Here is a 14983-nt window from a genome sequence, read left to right on the forward strand (position 1 = left end):
TCAGCGCTACGGCCAGCCTGATAACTGCCTACCGTGGGCGTCCATCGCCGACCTTACTGCAATGTTGCGGGCGGCGCAGACTGTCCAGATAAGGCCACAAGTTCTTCCATGGCATAGGCATCGTCACCGAACCGCTTGCCGAAGGTCCGGGCAAGACGGTGGTCAGCGCCAGACCAATGGATGAGCTCGTGCATCAAGGTTGCGTACCAGTTCTGCGCCGCGCTGCCGCTGGCCGTTGCGAAGAACCGCTCGCGGTCTGGCATGGTGATCGTGTCGGTCGCGGGAGTGTAGTGGGCGCTGTCGCCATGGATGCGCACGCTGGCACCGGTGGCAGAAACGAAAGCGTCCGCCTGCAGGATAGGGTCGAAGTCTTCGCCATCCGGTACTTCGGGCAGGGCGTAACCCTCGACCTGACTGGCGTTAAACACGTGCGAGGCCTGCGCGAAGATGCGGGTCGAGCTGCCTCTTTCCTCGGCCTGATCGTCATCGCGCTTGTCGAGTACCTTGTAGAATACGATGGGCGAAGCCTTCTCGCCCTTGCGAACCTGGGCACCAAGTGACTGCCACTGGCGATAGGTCGCCCAGAGACCGTGCCCGAAGTCCTGCGCTTCGGCGCTGGCCCAAAGGGCGAGTACGTTGACGCCGCGATAGGCTTTCCCGGTCGCCGCATTCACGGGGCGTGAAAGCGGTACGGTGCTGCGATGCCAAGGGAGTGAGAAAGTATCGGTGCCGCGTTCAAGGGCGGTGATGATCTGGTTGGTGATTGTATCGTAGATGCTGGCGGTTGTGGTGCTGGCCATGGTGAAAATCCTTCGTCCAATCGTTGGGAACGCGGATGAAGGGACGGGCCGGAATGGCCGGGCGGGTCAGCGGTTACGCGGAACAGGCAACACGGGAGGGCTTCAGCCCGAATGGAGCGGGCAGGCTGTTGATCCGCCCGGCACGGCCTGTCGAAGAGGAGCAGTTCATTCCAACGGTAGGGCGAAGGACGCCATGGCCTGCCGCCGCCAAGGCTCTTGATCAGCCCAACCCAGCACCCATTCCCTTTGATTTGACGGCCTCGGGAGTACTCGCGGTCATGGCCGTTTGCTTCTCGCCAGCGCGCTCGTGGATTGCGCGGACAAGCCGGTCCTTGTCGTCGGTAACAACCACCGCCTCGGCCCTGGCGCGCGACAGCGCGACATAAAGCATCTTCTGATCGACCAGATTGGTGGAGCGGCTGTCGGCGTGGATCAGGACCCGCTCGGCGGTCTGGCCCTGTGCGGCGTGTGCGGTCTGGACATAGGCGTGGCGCAAGTGGGCATCGCGCGGATTGGACAGATCGAGCTTCTGCTCGCGTCCATTGGCGAGCTTCACAGTTGCCTGGCCCCGGTGAGAATCGATCCGGGCGATGGTGCCGCCAAGGCCATTGACCCGTCCGGTCTCGCGGTCGTTGCGGGTGAACTGCACGCGGTCGCCGGTGCGCAGCTCCATCGGTTTCGGCTCGAACACCTCGGCCTTTCCAGCGCCCCATTGCCGAGGATGCCAGTCCAGCAAGCGTCCATCGCGGCCTTCCAGGGCAATGCGCCCGCGCTCAGGATCGACGGCGGCTATCGAGAAGCTTTCGCCCCGGCGCACGCCCTTGGCGGCATAGTCGCGGTTGAACCGGACAATATCGCCGATGGCATAGCTGGCCGCCTCGCGAGCTTCGGCGCGGGTAAGACCTTTCGCCTCCAAAGCATCGAACCGCACGGCTTCCGCTGAAAGCTCGCCACGCCCGGTCAGTTTCGCGCGGATCATGCTGGTGAGCCTGTCCCGGCCTTCGCGCGATGGCTCAATGACCAGCGTTCGCGCACGCTCTGCTGGCGTCAGGGCCATATAGTGCCGCGCCATCGCTTCAAGGCGCTCGTTCGGTGTTTCGCCTTCGATCACCTCGCCGCCGCCACGTTCAAGCGCAGCCAGGGCCTTGCCCGCATGACCTTCGATTGAGGCTATGACGGCTTCGCGCGTATCGGCATTGGTCTGCCGGACCACCTCGGCAAGCTTCGCGGTCGCCATACCTGCCTGCTGCAACTGAGCGAAGGCTGCGCCAGCACCTACTGAACCGATCTGTTTCACATCGCCCACCAGCACAAGCCGTGCTCCGGCTTTGTCGGCACGGGTCAAGAGTTTCGCCATGTCGTGGGCCGAGAGCATCGAGGCTTCGTCGACAATCCAGACGGCCTCTTTGCCTGCAGTCTTCGCCTGCGGTGCCAACAAATGCCGCGCTACCGTATCGCCTCGCAAACCGAGCGCTTCGCCGAGAACGGTTGCTGCCGATGCGGTCGGCGCGAGCGCAGTCACGGCCAATCCATGCCGCGTGGCCTCACGGGCATAGGTGGCAAGAACGGTGGTCGTCTTGGCCGTTCCGGCATAGCCCTGAACTGCGGTGATCCGGTCCCGCGATGTGAGCAGGTCTGCGGTCGCCCGCTTCTGGCCTTCGGTCCAGGCATAGCCGGATCGTGCCGACTGCCGTGCAGCGCGCTCGATGGTCCGTGCTGCTGCCACCGGACTGGCGAGCGATTGCGCCATGCGGCGCCCGGCTTCCTCCAGTCGCAGCATGGTTCGCTCGGCTTCGATGGCCTGCGAGGTAGTAAACCCGGCAAACTCCGCGCCGCGCCGGTCCAGGAAAGCGCGCGGGACAAGCTCGCCGCGTTCTCCGGCCTCGGCAATCGCTGCGCTGATTGCGGCGTGCCCGGCCTTACCGAAGGCAAAGTCTCCGGCCTCGCGCGCCAGTGTGCTGGCCGGGAAGACTGCTTCGCGTTCGGACAGCTTGGCAGCAGCCCATTCGACCGCCTGCCGTGCCAGCAATTCCGGGCTGGCGGCTGCTTCGCTGGTCTTAGTCCGCTCTCTCGCTTCACCGATCAGCCTGTTTCGCACTGTCTTGTCGAACCCGTTGGCATCGGCAGTCGCCCGCCAGTCGGCGCGCAAGGTGCGATGATCGGCATGGGACTTGGCCTCGCGCGTATCGAGCGCGGCGATCTGCTTTTCGGCAGCGCTCGCCTCCGCACGGCTCGTGCCGCGCTCAGCAAGTCGGGCATCGATAGCTGCGATGCGCTGGCTCAGCGCATCAATGGCCTTCTCCGGAACGCCTGCGATCTCGAAGATCGAGTCTTTCCCTGTCTCGATCCGATAACCAAGCGCTGCAACGCCGTGTGCCAGTTCCTGCCGGTAGATCGCGCCGATCTCCTTTTGCAGCTGGTAGAAGGCACGCGGCTCAAGACTGCGCCAGTTGCCATCCTTGTCCTGCGTGGCGTTGAGGATAACGCCGTGGGTGTGAAGCTGCGGGTCCTGTGCCCGGCTCGTGGCATGGCGGAAGGTGGCGATGGCGAGATTGCCGGTCGCCTCGCGCCGGACCTCGCCGCCCTGCCTGATCCGTGTTGCCGCCAAGTGCTTCTCGACATGGGCGAGCGCCACCTTCACCGCCGCGCCATGCGCCTTGATCAGCCGCTTGTCTCCGGCAACCTCGGCCATGATCGAGACCGACTTGGGCGCAGACAGGGTGATGTCCCAGCCCGGCCGGTGCTCTACCTTACCATCTCGCGTGGTGCCGAGTTGCTGCCCGGCAACGCGCCCTTCCAACAATTCGGCAAACTTCTCGCGATCGACTTCGCCCGACGGGCCCAGCTTTTCCGCTGCCTCGCCAAACCATTCGGACGGTGCCATGCCGCCTTCGGCATAGTAATCGTCGGCTTCGTAGTAGCTCGCCGCCTGACTGGCACTCGACAGCGCCGAGACCGAGGCGACCATCAAACCGGTCCCGGCTTCGCGTCGGGCTCGGCACCTTTCGCGATCTCGCTGACCCGGCTCCACAGTGTGCCTGATGGATCGCCTGGAACGTAACCGGGCTGTCGAGGCTCGCCACGCCGGGTGATGTGATCGGCGGTAAGACCGATACGCGCGACTGGCAGGCCATCTGGAAGCAGCAGGTAGCCCTGATGCGGACTGAGCCTCAGTTCGCTTTCGAGCACGGCGGGGCGGAACTGGCGCTGGGTAGCAATAGTCGTGCGCGGCACTTCACTGCCAATCGACAACGTATCGGTGGCGACACGCAATTCCACCTCGCACTGGCCGATGGTCTCGCTCGCCCATTTGCGGGTTTCCTGATCGACCGTTTGCAGGAACAGCTTGGTGTTGCAGCAGGCAAGCATGGCCTCGGCAATGTTGGCACCGTAGCGATTGCGCATCTGACCGAGCGCCTGAAAGGTGAGCACGATCGCCGCGCCGAACTTGCGGCCTTCGGGCAGCAGCCGTGCAAGGTTCTCGACACGGGGGAGGTCGGCCAGCTCGTCGAGCACGAACCAGATACGGCGGTCTGGCGATGGCGACAGACCCAGCACCGCACTCGCCGCGCATTCGAGCCAGCATGCCATGAGTGGCTTGGACGCTTCGAAGTAGTCTTCCTTGCGGGGGACGAAGATCCACGGCTTTGCACCCTCGCACTCGTCCAGCTTCGCGATGAAGTCGCGGAAGGCAAAGCGGTCCTCTCCCTCATCTTCGACCTTCAGGAATTGGATCAGGTTTGCCGCCTTGGCGAGCATGAACAGCACACTGCCGGTGGCACGGTCAGCATCGTTGGCAAAGGTGCGGGCCGACGACGTATGTCCCAGCCACTCCTTCAACTGCTCCTTGTCCTTGACCTGCAAGGCTTCGAGCAGGGCTTCGAGGCTGCAGTTCTTTTCCGCCCAGAGCGAGCGGATCATGTTGGCGACAAGAATGCGGCTTGTTTCGAGCCAGACATCATCATCCTGGCTGCTGGTTTCCGAAACAAGCTGACGCGCAATCCGGTCTGCATCGGCGGGGTGCGATATCTCGTCGAAGGGCGTCCAGAAGGCGCAGCGCGCGTCGAAGGGATTGAGGATGATGTCGCCGCGCGCGGGTTTGTAATAATGGGCGATGAACTCGCCCGATGTGTCGTAGACCAGCGCCGCTTCGCCGCGCATTTCGATGCCGTCGAGCATCTGGCGAAGGGCCGTGGTCTTGCCGCTGCCGGTAGTGCCGAGAAAGGCAAAGTGCCGGGTCTCGATCCGGCGTGGAACGGGAACCGGGCCGATGCGCAAGGCATCCCTGCCGCAGAGCAAAGTGGTCTGTGCAGCGACATCTTCTTCATCCGCCATTCGGGTGCCGCCAATGACCCGGTCGGCAAGCGTATCCTTGCCCTGTGCGGACATGGTGCGCTGGATCAGCCAGACCGCTAGCGCACCAATAACGAGGCCTAGCAGTGCCCCGCCGCTTGATGCCTTCACGGCCTTCCAGAGTGTTCCGGCAATCAACGGATCGGAAGCAAAGCCTGACGCGGAAACCGTCCAGTGCTTGCCCTCCATCGACACGTTCATCATCATGTCCTTGCCCGCCATATCGCCGATCATGGCGAGCAGCTTTGCACCGAGGCACTGGCCTGCAACCTTGAGCTCTGCGGGGAGCATCATGAACTGCGGCGCGATGATCGCCCCGGCTCCGGTTGAGACAAGGATCAGCTTCGAAAAGAAGCCGAAGCGCTGCTGCCATTGCGCCATGCGCACACGCCAGAGGGCATGTGCGCGGGTGACAAAATCTACTCCCATGGTCATGGCTCAATCTCCAGGGCGAGCGAGCGCTGGCGCTCGAATGCGGCGCGCGCTTCGGCTGCAATTGTCTCGTCGGATTTCTTCGTGCCCAGCGCGGCATGGCGGGCGTAAGCGTAGGCCGCACAGGCGGTGAACAGGGTGCGGTCGAGCACCCGTTCGGCCTCGGCGAGGCGCTCCGATATCGCCCCGATCTCGCACGCCAGTTCGGCGAGATCGGTTTCCTTGTCGGTGCCGTGCAGGACCGAAAGAAAGCCCGCGTCGATCACTTTCAGGAGCATCGCATACTCCGACAATCCGCGCCGGTCGGCGATGCCGGACAGCGACCGTGCCTGCGAAGGATTAAGGCGGATGGTGCGCTTGACATAGCTCGCCATCACCACCTCCAGCGCGCGCTCGAAGCGCGCTCCGGAAATGTCAGAATTGCGAGGGTCTGAACGCATTGCCTGAGCGAGCGCGCTATCCGCGCGCTCCAGAAACCGCAGAATTCCTTGATGCACACGTGCGTGGGGTGTGTATGGAAATTACGGGTCCGATACGCAGTATCGTGGCCCCTTCTGTCTCCAGTCTTTCTCCGGTCAATTGGCATGTGCGTCTTGCTCCATGCTTGCCGCTGGAGGCGTCGCAGACAGGATCAGATTGCGTGCGACATCGTCGTCAAAGTAGCGGTCGCGGGATTGGCGCGAAGGCAACTGGCGGTCCGCCATTTCGGGACTCATGAACCAGCGAAGCAATGCGAAGTCGATCGCTGACCGGACTTCATCTGCGAGCCGGTTGGTCTCTTCTGGCGTGAGGTCCAGCCACCCGAATTCGGTGCGAAGCTGGCTGCCGAGCGGATACCCGGTTCCGTCCCGGCTCCTGTAGATCGGGCCCTCGACAGTGAGGCAACAATCTTGTCCCTCAAACCGCTCACGGACCGGGCGTTCGTACCAGAGCCAGGGCTGCAATGTGTGGCGACGGGCGCGCCCATCGGCATTGTCTTCAACGAGCAATTGGACGAGCTGGGCCGCACGTTCTTCGTCGTCGCTAGGAAGGCGAGCGATCAGCCAGCCATGCTTCTGCAGGGCCGCGTTGATCAGGGAAAGGATAGACATGGGGGATTGGCTTTCTGCGGGCCATTGCCCGCCTTGGGGGGTCAATAGCTGCGCAGGGGGAGGGCCTCGATCCACTCCTCGATGTCAGTGGAACGCCAGCGGATACGTCCGCCGCCAATGTCGATGGGATGAGGAAAGGCACCTCGGCGGATGCGTCGCCAGATCGTTGTCCGGCTGCGAATGCCAGTCAGGCGCATGACCTCATGGCAGGTGAGTAGTTCAGTATTCGGCACGACAGATTCCTTTGCTTCAAGGTTCTGTCACCGAAGCCGTGTTCCCCCACGACGATGGGTTGTCCTTCAAATTGCCGTTGCGAACCGTGCGATAAGACGTTCAACTCAGCGCCACCAAGCTTCGGTGACGCGCGCAATGCTATGCGAATCGCAATGATGTAGGAAAGAACAAAAATAGAACATTTTCCGTTCCGCATTGGCGAGTGGACGTTGTTGGATCGCTATGGACAGTCCGGGACTGAAAGAATTTTTCCCGCTGGTGTCCGCTCCGGGCCAATGCAGGACCGATTCTACGGTTCTGGTACAGGGGGAGACCGGCTTTCACGCGAATCGCAGCTTGAGCCGATATGACAAGCAAGCGCGCTCTCGCTTTGCACGTTGATGTGGACATGCAAAGAAAACGCGAAAATCTTTACACGTTAGCGGATTTGGGATGCAGCAACTTGGGCCGGACAATGCCATCTGGGATGATGGCGAATGGATCAGCTGGGATGAGATCAATGAGCAAATCCAGTACAAGGAATGGCGGGCAAAATATCCCAATGCCGATCTGTCGCTCGTCTCGATATTCGAGGACCTGATCTGCACCGCAGAGCAGTATCACATGCACACGGGCAAGCACCTGCAGGTGTATGGCGATATCGGAGAACTCTACGGGGCGATCACGCACGGCATCAAGCTGCACCGCAACTACGCTCAAGGATCTGACGGACGGCTCGGCAATGACCTGGTCGAGGTCAAGACAATCACGCCCTTCAAGAGCAATGACCGGGTCACGCTGAACCTCAGACGGAATTTCAGCATGGTGTTTCTGGTCAAGATAACTTCCGACTTCGAGGTGCGCGGGAAGCTCATTCCACGCAAGGCCTTGCCGCGTGTGAAGGGTGACAAGCTGGTTCTTGAATGGGCGGATATTGGGGCTGAGCGAGGGGAGCCCTAGGCGCCTAGCGTTGCACGCAACAGCTGCACCGTAATCGCCTGCGCTTCCTCAACCAAGTGACCGTTATGATCGCGGTACATGAGTTGCTTGATGATCGAGCTAGCGAAGTCAGGCTTCATATTCTCCGCAGCTCGAAGGGCATTCTTACATCGATCAATCCCGCATTCGCGGAAGGCATTGATCACGTAGTCCTGGCCCAGCTTTTCGCTGGTGGCCGCGATATCGAACATATCGCGTGGCTGCATCGATGCACCGCGATAGTAGACCTTCTTCGCAACTATCTCTGCCGGAGTTTCTTGCCGGATTGTTCGCCCCCGTAGCTCACTGACCTGTGATGGCTCTGGCGTAATGTCGGCGCAGCAAATGAAGTCGATTTCGCCGATGTCCTCGAAGATCAGTTTGAGGGAACCTGCGCCGTCTGTTTCGTAGGTGTCCGGCATTCGTTCGAGCTCAAACCCCTGCGTCTCGGGATTGAGGTAAGGGAGGAATTGGGGATCGGAAATGAAGAGGTCGATGTCATGGCTCTCGCGATGATCGATCTGGAGCATCAATGCCGTCCCACCTCCGAAAGACCAATCTGGCTCGCGGCCTACGGCTTCGGTGGTTCGCGCGATGATGTCGGATGCCAAATCAAATAAAAGCGGCCATTGGCTCGGCTGCTGTCGAGGCGAGATCACTTTCTCAGGCTGCCAGAGGCAGCGAGTACCCAGCCATCTTGGAAAACTTACTGGCGACAGCTTTCGCCATATCCTCATTGACCTTCATTTCAGCCATGAAGGCTTTCTGGGCCGCTGGTGTCACCTCTGAGAAAAAAGCGAAGACGCTTGCGTCACACGTTGCCACACTCGATGGGTCAGCGATAAGCGCAGCGAGTTGATGAGCGGAAAGGTTCGCCCCATAGGGGGCGTTCACCGTTGCCAGAACCTGTGCAGTTAGGTTGCTCATCTTAAACCTGCGGAATCGATCTCAGGGTGAGAATATACGCTTCATGCGTTAGCAAAACAAGAATGTTCGAACATAGGAAGAACGCGGAGGGCCAATCCGCGATTTATCCCGCATTTTTCAAAAATCGCGTTTTGCGGGATAAAAGCCCCTCGATTGTAGACGCGCTCGGACATCGCTGCGATCCCTTAGAGCTCACTCCAGTCATCCATTCAAATTGCGCGAGTGACGGCACCTCGGAAAATTCGAGCATCCAAGGAAACTCCCGAAACGCCCGCTCTTCTCGACGAGCTGGCCATCGCAACCTTCCATCGGGCAAAACATTGCCGTCTCAGGCACGTCGAAGAGCGGCGTTTGGGGAGCAGGCTTTGGTTTCGCCCGACGAGCCCTGTAACGCTGCTTCTTGAATTCCCACGGGTGAACGTTGTCGTCATTTCTCCAGATGCCGCGCCGATTTCGCTGAGCATCTTCCAGCGCATCGAAGTAGCTTTCATCGGGGCCGTAGCGATCAAGCACCCATGCCCATCCATTGAGGATCATTTCTAACTCGATGTTGCGGTAAGATGGTGCAGTCAGCCCGCGAAAGAACTGGCCGGGCCGGGAAGCCGGACCGCTGGCACCACTGCTCTGATCCATCTGCAAATAGGGCACGGCTACGATCCGCTTGTGGCGATCGACAATGCCGCCAGTGTCCATTTTTATCAGAATGGCCAGATCGACATGCCTTCCGCCAATGAGCGATTGAAGGAAGTCACGCGCCTCGATGCCGCCAGGCTGCTCCATTTCCGGCGCGTCGATGAACCCCAGCCTGATTGTCACTTCAAAGCTCGCCCGCCGTCGCGGGTTGTCGATACGGGTTAGGAAGCCATCGCCGTCAAAGACCTTGAGGACAGGCACCCGAATGGTTTCGGAACCGGGATCTTCAGGTGCGATAAGCAAACGCCAATTCTCCTCCTCAATGCAGCGAGCAGCATTGTAGCAGAGTTGATTACCGTTTCACTTAGCATCCCATTTTCGGAGCTGGTCACCACCGCCCCAAATGCATCGCATTGGAGCTGGTCGGCCATGCAAATTTGCTGGAAATCAGACGCGTTCTGCGTTAAAAGACACCTATTGAAATCATTAGACTTTTTCGAGGATGGGACCCAAATCCTCTGGTAAAAATTCATTCTGGGGGCACCGACGGGGGCCTCACTTAAGTAACCAAGGTCAAGATTCTCGCAGTTTTGCGACATTCTGAGAGCGGTTCGAGTCCTCTTCTGGGCACCATTTGTTCTTCTCGGAACATCCCAAAAAGTGTATTAAACCCGCAGAAATCCAAGGGAATTGGCCCTTGGATCGTGCCGGATCGTCCCGCCTTTTCTCGGGGGTTCCGCACATTTTTGCGGGCCTTTTGCGGGCCTTTGCGAAAACCACATCGGGAAAAGGCCCGCACATGCCGCTGACCGAGACTCGGCTTCGAGCACTCAAGCCAAAGGACAAGCCTTACAAGGTTGCTGACGACCGCGGATTGTACATCGAGGTCTCCCCAGCCGGCGGCAAACTCTGGCGATTCCGCTACCGGATCGGCCCGGTCGAAAAGAAGCTGTCGATCGGTGCCTACCCCGAGATCAGCCTCAAACAGGCAAGGCAGACAGCCTATGAGGCGCGGCACAAGATCGCGTCCGGCGGCGACCCGGCGATGGAAAAGCGCAAGCAGAAGATTCGCGCCGAATTCCTCTCCGCCCAGACCTTCGAGGCAGTGGCGCGGGAGTACATCGATCAGATGATGGTGCAGAGTGGCAGGGCAGATGCCACCATCGTGAAGGCCAACTTCTTCCTCGAGCAACTGGTGGACGCGATTGGCAGCCGACCGATCGACGAGATCGAGCCGTTTGAAGTGCTCGCTCCCCTCAAGCGGCTCGAGGCCAAGGGTAAGCACGAGACCGCGAAGAAGACCCGGTCGTTTGCGAGCCGCGTATTCCGGTATGGCGTTGCCACCACGCGCTGCAAAGGCGACCCGACGTCGATGCTTCGTGGGGCATTGATCACGCCAAAGGCAAAGCACTACGCCGCGATTCTCGAACCCAAGGAGCTTGGCGCGCTGCTACGAGCGATCCAGGACTACACAGGCAACTTCATCACCAGGTACGCTCTTCTCATCGCCCCTCACGTCTTTGTGCGGCCTGGCGAGCTGCGGCATGCCGAATGGAAGGAGATCGACCTTGAAGACGGTGTCTGGCGCATCCCTGAAGGCAAGATGAAGTCACGGCGCCCTCATGCCGTTCCGCTCTCGAAGCAGGTGGTTGGCTACCTGAAAGAGCTTGCCGAGATGGTCGGCACCGAAGGTTATGTTTTTCCCTCGGCCCGTGCTTCGGTTCGCCCAATGAGCGAGAACACCTTGAATGCCGCCTTCCGCCGGATGGGCTTCACCAAGGATGAGGTGACCGCTCATGGGCTACGAGCAACCGCCTCCACGATGCTGAATGAAAGCGGTCTTTGGAACCCCGACGCGATCGAAAGGGGGCTGGCCCATGGTGATAGCAATGCCGTTCGCGGTGTCTATCACCGCGGCAAGCACTGGGAAGAACGGGTTCGCATGGCCCAGTGGTGGAGCGATTATCTCGATACAATCCGAGAGGGGGAAAAAGTCACCAAGGGCGCGTTTGCGGGAAGAGGCGGACGAGACTCTGAGCGCCTAAGGCCCAGCAGGAATTGGGACAAAACGGTCGCTCCCGAATGAACTGCGAAACGTCAGCTTGTGCCAAAACCCGACCTCTTTAGGATGCGATGCTGCTGAGAACTATGCAGTCGGGCAAAACTCGCTCAAGTGCTGTTTAATTCGGACGCTTTGACAGCCCTCCCCCCCGAGATCATATTGTCGAGCCTGCCGCGGGCGAAGGACAAACGCGCGAGCGGAGTGCAGACAACGAGACACGGCCGGATCGCTACCGAACCAAGTCGCGTGATCGGGAGCGATAGAGATATGCCGGAGATGGGCGACCTCTTGCGGGAGGGCAGTGTCACAGATCCTTTTTTTGAGGTGCTTAACGACGGCGACTGGAATGCCTGCATCGGAAAGCAGGGCGACGAGATCAACTACGTCGAAGGCTATCTCCAGGCAGCGCAACTGCTGGTCGATACGCTGTTGGAAAAGGAAATGTTCGGCAGCCGCGACACGCTTGCCATGCCGATCCTCTTCAACGCCCGGCACGGTCTGGAGCTGGCCTTGAAATATGTCCTTCGCGAGCTTGGCGCGCTCGGCATGGCGCGCACGCGAGAGGGGCCGGTCGACCATGATCTCCATGCCTACTGGGTGCATCTCAGTGAGCAGCGCATCGGCGACCGGGCGTGCCGCGAACAGCTGGCGGAGCTCAAGCCGTTCGTCGAGAGCTTCATGAAGCAGGACATTGACGGACAGGAACTGCGCTATTTCGAACATCGCGACGGCAAACAAAGCCTCGGCGAGCAGGCCGTCGTCAACTTGCCGCTCATTCAGGCCTCCGTGCGGGAGCTAAGGGACATTCTGGACCGGCTGATGGAGCGCGTGGCCCGGCTCGGCCAGGAGCATGTCTCAGGCACGAGGACCGCGGAATGCTCTCGATCGGATCTGATCGCGATTGCCCAGATCGTCGGCCCAAAACCGAGCTGGGCCGAAGAGGCCTTTCTGGAGCGCAAGGCGGATGCGATGGCGCAATTCGGGCTTTCGAGTAAAAGCTTCTCGAAGGCGCTCGATGCCATAAAGGCGTCGCGCGAGCTGAAGAACCTGATCGAGGTCGAGAGCGATCTGCTGCATCTGTCAGAGGCGAAGATCCTCGAAATCGTCGCGCTGTGGCTGGACGCCAATCCGCCGAAGCCTGCCAGTACGCCGCCGCGCGTGGTCAACGCCGCCAGCATCAGCTTCGACGATGTGATGCGGTACGGTGACAAGATGAGCACGCTCAACAAAGCCGCGATGGAGCAGCTGACGGTCGAGGAGTTCGCGGATCTCCAGACGATCTTCTATGTCGGTCGCGACCGGCGTTTCGGAGAAGAATATCCTCGTCTGTTGGAGACGACGCTGGAGGCGCACCGTCTCGCCAAGGAGCGCTACGCACTCTTCCATCACATCCTGTCGAAGAAGAATTTCATCAACGGACTGGCTGCCGGATTGCGGCGCATCGGCCAGCCCGCGCTCGGCAAGAAGGTTGCACAGATGCGCGATTCGCTGCGCCCTGCGGAGTGATGGTACGTTCGATGGAGCTGCGAGAGAAGATCGTCCGCGAGGCCTTCGCCAAGAAGGACGTCAAGCCACTGCTGTCGCATCTCAGAGCGATCCCGCTGGGATCCGACGAGATCGACACGCTGGTGTCGCTGCTAAAGCGCGGCTGCCTGCCACTCTTCGAATATCCGAATGCGAAGGCCGAGGCGGCACGCGAGGATGCCATCGCGCAGATCGTCGCGAACATCGAGGCCAGGGCGCCGATCGGCGCCGCCGACGACATCAAAGCGGTCCTCGCGCTCTTCAAGGTCATCGAGTCAGGATACCGCGCCATCCTTGAGGATCTCGCGGAACTGCTATACAAACACGCTTCAGATGCGCGAGCTAATTGCTTGCCATCTGTCTAGAACGCTGCGGACATAGCTTGGCGTTTCGTTGTTTCGGGGAATGCCGCCGGCACGGATAACCGCTCCAGGCCCTGCGTTGTAGGCCGCAAGCGCGAGATGGATCTGCCCGAACTTGTCGAGCATCTCTCTGAGGTAACGTGCCCCGCCATCGATGCTCGCGACGGGATCATGCCGATTCGCAACGCCGAGATAACGAGCAGTGCCCGGCATCAGCTGTGCTAACCCCGCCGCGCCAGCGGGGCTGATCGCCATCGGGTTGAACCGCGATTCCGTCCAGATCAGCGCCTGCAACAAGCCTGAGGGGAGACTGTATCGGAGCTCTGCCTCTCGGACATTCGCCGTGTAGATTGCCTCGCGAAACGAGGGTGCTGTCTTGCTTGGCCCCCAATCCATTCCACTCTGTGCCGCAACGGTGGGTTGGGCAGGCTCAGCCACTGTCGATGAGGGTCGATGTTCGAATATCGCGAAGGATGGCGCGTCTGCCTGGGCTGAGGCCTGCACCGCCGGAACGGTCATCAGGAGCATGCCGATCATTCCAAATCTGATCATCTTCCATCTCGCCGCATTGTTTCGAATCGAGATGGAACGTATGGTGAACGTAAAGGTGTAGGAAAGTGTTTTGCGCGCGCGACTGGGAGGAGAGGTCGCTCGCAAGGGGGCGGTATTTTGAGCCTGAGGAGCCCCACATGTCCCCCGTGTTATCCAGTCCTACCAACTCGTCCCTTGCTTCAGTGGCAAAGCAGCTTTGCGAGGAGCTCGGCGGCCATTGGTCCGGCGCCAAAGGCATGGCGCGATGCCCGGCCCATGATGATCGAACGCCCTCGCTCGGCGTAACTTTGGGCCGACGCGCCATCCTCTTTCACTGTTTCGCGGGCTGCAGCCAGGATCAGGTCCTGACGGCGCTCGCCGGACGAGGTGTTTCGCCGGCGAGCATGTTTTCAGGGAACGCCGAAGTCGGTGGATGCGCCAATGCCGACAAGCCCGCCCACCGCGCATTTGCAGAGCGGATCTGGCGCGAAGCGACGCCAATCGGTGATACCCCCGCGAAGGCCTATCTTGAGGCCCGCGGCATTCGCGCTGTCTCTCGCGCCCTAAGATTTCACCCTCGCACCCCGCTCGGCCCGAAGGGTAACACGCAGTACTTGCCTGCTTTGATCGCCGCAGTGACCATGGATCATGGTTTGGTGGCCATTCACCGCACGTTTCTCAATCTGGTAAGGCCCGCAGTCGTCCCCTTCGACAATCCCAAGCGCGCACTCGGAAGCTTGGCATCGGGCGCGGTTCGTCTCTTCGAACCCGTTGATGGGCGGCTCGGCCTTGCCGAAGGTATCGAGAGCGCGCTCGCCGCCAAGGCCTTAACCCAGATCCCTTGCTGGGCCTCGCTCGGCAATGAGCGTTTTGGCCTCGTGTCGATACCGGAAAGCGTGCGCGAATTGCACCTGTTCGTCGACCATGATGCAGGCGGCGACCTTGCCGAGGAACGCGCGCGCAGCGCCTACGCCTGTGAGAGCCGAACGATCGTCACGCGTCGTCCGCGCGGTCCCGGGAAAGATTGGAACGACGCCTTGCAAGCATGGCTGCGGTCCAAGTCCTGACGAAGAAAGA

15 protein-coding genes are annotated in these 14983 nt (G+C 60.6%); 5 read left to right on the forward strand and 10 right to left on the reverse strand.

Translation table 11 applies throughout. From position 1 onward, the window contains the following. Window positions 1-53: 53 nt before the first annotated feature. From FHS92_RS16900 to FHS92_RS16925, 6 genes are all read right to left on the reverse strand, one after another. Window positions 54-800, reverse strand: a complete 747-nt coding sequence (locus tag FHS92_RS16900) for an ArdC family protein (protein WP_184081861.1) — start codon at window positions 798-800, stop codon at window positions 54-56. 220 nt (window positions 801-1020) lie between these two features. Then, window positions 1021-3768: a MobF family relaxase gene (mobF, locus tag FHS92_RS16905; RefSeq protein ID WP_184081862.1), complete on the reverse strand. Its 2748-nt coding sequence runs from the start codon at window positions 3766-3768 to the stop codon at window positions 1021-1023. Continuing rightward, complete coding sequence (locus tag FHS92_RS16910; RefSeq protein ID WP_184081863.1) at window positions 3768-5588, reverse strand: type IV secretion system DNA-binding domain-containing protein; 1821 nt, start codon at window positions 5586-5588, stop codon at window positions 3768-3770. The genes mobF and FHS92_RS16910 overlap by 1 nt, the downstream gene beginning before the upstream one ends. Continuing rightward, the gene (locus FHS92_RS16915) at window positions 5585-6025 is read right to left on the reverse strand and encodes a hypothetical protein (protein WP_246352085.1); all 441 of its coding nucleotides are present in this window, start codon (window positions 6023-6025) and stop codon (window positions 5585-5587) included. The genes FHS92_RS16910 and FHS92_RS16915 overlap by 4 nt, the downstream gene beginning before the upstream one ends. 135 nt (window positions 6026-6160) lie before the next feature. Then, complete coding sequence (locus FHS92_RS16920) at window positions 6161-6676, reverse strand: hypothetical protein (RefSeq protein ID WP_184081864.1); 516 nt, start codon at window positions 6674-6676, stop codon at window positions 6161-6163. Between the two features lie 41 nt (window positions 6677-6717). Continuing rightward, on the reverse strand, window positions 6718-6909 hold the full coding sequence (locus FHS92_RS16925) for a helix-turn-helix transcriptional regulator (protein WP_087910441.1): 192 nt from the start codon (window positions 6907-6909) through the stop codon (window positions 6718-6720). Between the two features lie 433 nt (window positions 6910-7342). Between FHS92_RS16925 and FHS92_RS16930 the strand changes: the two genes are divergently transcribed. Then, the gene (locus FHS92_RS16930; RefSeq protein ID WP_184081865.1) at window positions 7343-7849 is read left to right on the forward strand and encodes a hypothetical protein; all 507 of its coding nucleotides are present in this window, start codon (window positions 7343-7345) and stop codon (window positions 7847-7849) included. Here FHS92_RS16930 and FHS92_RS16935 read toward each other — a convergent pair. The 3 genes from FHS92_RS16935 to FHS92_RS16945 all read right to left on the reverse strand — a co-directional run bounded on the left by FHS92_RS16935 (window position 7846) and on the right by FHS92_RS16945 (window position 9730). Continuing rightward, a complete protein-coding gene (locus tag FHS92_RS16935) occupies window positions 7846-8526 on the reverse strand; it encodes a nucleotidyl transferase AbiEii/AbiGii toxin family protein (RefSeq protein ID WP_343056759.1) in 681 nt (226 codons plus the stop codon). The two genes, FHS92_RS16930 and FHS92_RS16935, sit on opposite strands and share 4 nt — an antisense overlap. 4 nt (window positions 8527-8530) lie before the next feature. Next, the gene (locus tag FHS92_RS16940) at window positions 8531-8794 is read right to left on the reverse strand and encodes a hypothetical protein (protein ID WP_184081867.1); all 264 of its coding nucleotides are present in this window, start codon (window positions 8792-8794) and stop codon (window positions 8531-8533) included. A 201-nt stretch (window positions 8795-8995) separates the two neighbouring features. After that, complete coding sequence (locus FHS92_RS16945) at window positions 8996-9730, reverse strand: topoisomerase DNA-binding C4 zinc finger domain-containing protein (protein ID WP_184081868.1); 735 nt, start codon at window positions 9728-9730, stop codon at window positions 8996-8998. Between the two features lie 496 nt (window positions 9731-10226). Here FHS92_RS16945 and FHS92_RS16950 point away from each other — a divergent pair, with 496 nt between their 5' ends. From FHS92_RS16950 to FHS92_RS16960, 3 genes are all read left to right on the forward strand, one after another. Further along, window positions 10227-11513 (forward strand): tyrosine-type recombinase/integrase, encoded by a 1287-nt coding sequence (locus FHS92_RS16950; protein ID WP_246352089.1) that lies wholly within the window; start codon window positions 10227-10229, stop codon window positions 11511-11513. Between the two features lie 243 nt (window positions 11514-11756). Next, window positions 11757-12995 carry a DUF3775 domain-containing protein gene (locus FHS92_RS16955; protein ID WP_184081869.1) on the forward strand — a complete coding sequence of 413 codons (1239 nt, stop codon included), beginning with the start codon at window positions 11757-11759 and terminating at the stop codon, window positions 12993-12995. An 11-nt stretch (window positions 12996-13006) separates the two neighbouring features. Then, window positions 13007-13378 (forward strand): hypothetical protein, encoded by a 372-nt coding sequence (locus FHS92_RS16960; protein ID WP_221231132.1) that lies wholly within the window; start codon window positions 13007-13009, stop codon window positions 13376-13378. Here the strand turns inward: FHS92_RS16960 and FHS92_RS16965 are convergent. Beyond that, window positions 13343-13927, reverse strand: coding sequence for a lytic transglycosylase domain-containing protein (locus FHS92_RS16965; protein WP_246352087.1), 585 nt, complete (start codon window positions 13925-13927; stop codon window positions 13343-13345). The two genes, FHS92_RS16960 and FHS92_RS16965, sit on opposite strands and share 36 nt — an antisense overlap. 137 nt (window positions 13928-14064) lie before the next feature. Between FHS92_RS16965 and FHS92_RS16970 the strand changes: the two genes are divergently transcribed. Beyond that, on the forward strand, window positions 14065-14973 hold the full coding sequence (locus FHS92_RS16970) for a DUF7146 domain-containing protein (RefSeq protein ID WP_184081871.1): 909 nt from the start codon (window positions 14065-14067) through the stop codon (window positions 14971-14973). Window positions 14974-14983 lie beyond the last annotated feature (10 nt).

This window comes from Sphingobium subterraneum, assembly GCF_014199435.1.
In the GTDB taxonomy this organism is placed as follows: Bacteria; Pseudomonadota; Alphaproteobacteria; order Sphingomonadales; family Sphingomonadaceae; genus Sphingobium; species Sphingobium subterraneum.

Coding starts and splice junctions, on each gene's coding strand:
- FHS92_RS16900 (WP_184081861.1), bottom strand. CDS start 800: ATGGCCAGCACCACAACCGCCAGCATCTACGATACAATCACCAACCAG.
- mobF (WP_184081862.1), bottom strand. CDS start 3,768: ATGGTCGCCTCGGTCTCGGCGCTGTCGAGTGCCAGTCAGGCGGCGAGC.
- FHS92_RS16910 (WP_184081863.1), bottom strand. CDS start 5,588: ATGACCATGGGAGTAGATTTTGTCACCCGCGCACATGCCCTCTGGCGT.
- FHS92_RS16915 (WP_246352085.1), bottom strand. CDS start 6,025: ATGCGTTCAGACCCTCGCAATTCTGACATTTCCGGAGCGCGCTTCGAG.
- FHS92_RS16920 (WP_184081864.1), bottom strand. CDS start 6,676: ATGTCTATCCTTTCCCTGATCAACGCGGCCCTGCAGAAGCATGGCTGG.
- FHS92_RS16930 (WP_184081865.1), top strand. CDS start 7,343: ATGCAGCAACTTGGGCCGGACAATGCCATCTGGGATGATGGCGAATGG.
- FHS92_RS16940 (WP_184081867.1), bottom strand. CDS start 8,794: ATGAGCAACCTAACTGCACAGGTTCTGGCAACGGTGAACGCCCCCTAT.
- FHS92_RS16950 (WP_246352089.1), top strand. CDS start 10,227: ATGCCGCTGACCGAGACTCGGCTTCGAGCACTCAAGCCAAAGGACAAG.
- FHS92_RS16955 (WP_184081869.1), top strand. CDS start 11,757: ATGCCGGAGATGGGCGACCTCTTGCGGGAGGGCAGTGTCACAGATCCT.
- FHS92_RS16960 (WP_221231132.1), top strand. CDS start 13,007: ATGGAGCTGCGAGAGAAGATCGTCCGCGAGGCCTTCGCCAAGAAGGAC.
- FHS92_RS16965 (WP_246352087.1), bottom strand. CDS start 13,927: ATGATCAGATTTGGAATGATCGGCATGCTCCTGATGACCGTTCCGGCG.
- FHS92_RS16970 (WP_184081871.1), top strand. CDS start 14,065: ATGTCCCCCGTGTTATCCAGTCCTACCAACTCGTCCCTTGCTTCAGTG.